Source organism: Cecembia lonarensis LW9, from assembly GCF_000298295.1.
Classification (GTDB): Bacteria; Bacteroidota; Bacteroidia; order Cytophagales; family Cyclobacteriaceae; genus Cecembia; species Cecembia lonarensis.
Map to the genome: position 1 here is coordinate 1 of NZ_AMGM01000312.1, position 634 is coordinate 634.

A 634-nucleotide genomic window follows, 5' to 3' on the forward strand; every position below is an offset into this window, starting at 1 on the left:
CGGCTGGTTGACCGGCAACTGGTTGTAGTTGGTGCCGATGCGGTTGCGCTGGGCATCCGGGTAGGAGAACACGCGGGCCATCAGCATCTTGTCGGGGCTGATGTCGATGCCCGGAACCAGGTTCGAGGGCGAGAAGGCTGCCTGCTCGATCTCGGCGAAGAAGTTCTGCGGGTTGCGGTTCAGCGTGAAGTGGCCGACCGGGATCAACGGGTAATCCTTGTGCGACCAGGTCTTGGTGATGTCGAACGGGTTGAAGCGGTAGGTCTTGCCTTCTTCATACGGCATGATCTGCACTGCGACGTCCCAAGTCGGGAAGTTCCCGGCCTCGATGTTGTCGAACAGGTCGCGACGGTAGAAGTCGGCGTCCGAGCCGGCAAGCTTCTCTGCTTCCTCGTTGGACATGTTGTGCACGCCCTGACGGGAGCGGAAGTGGTACTGCACCCAGAAGCGCTCGCCTTCGGCGTTGATCCACTGGTAGGTGTGCGAGCCGTAGCCGTTCATCTCGCGCCACGAGGTCGGCAGACCGCGGTCGCCCATCAGGTAGGTCACCTGGTGTGCGGACTCGGGGGAGTGGGTCCAGAAGTCCCACTGCATGTCGGCATCGCGCAGGCCGGAAGCGCCGAGGCGCTTCTGC

Annotated in this window: 1 protein-coding gene; it reads right to left on the minus strand. The window is 62.8% G+C overall.

All coding sequences use genetic code 11. The features are described 5' to 3' along the window. On the minus strand, positions 1 to 634 hold a 634-nt coding region (locus B879_RS24255; protein WP_157231810.1), incomplete at both ends, for a catalase.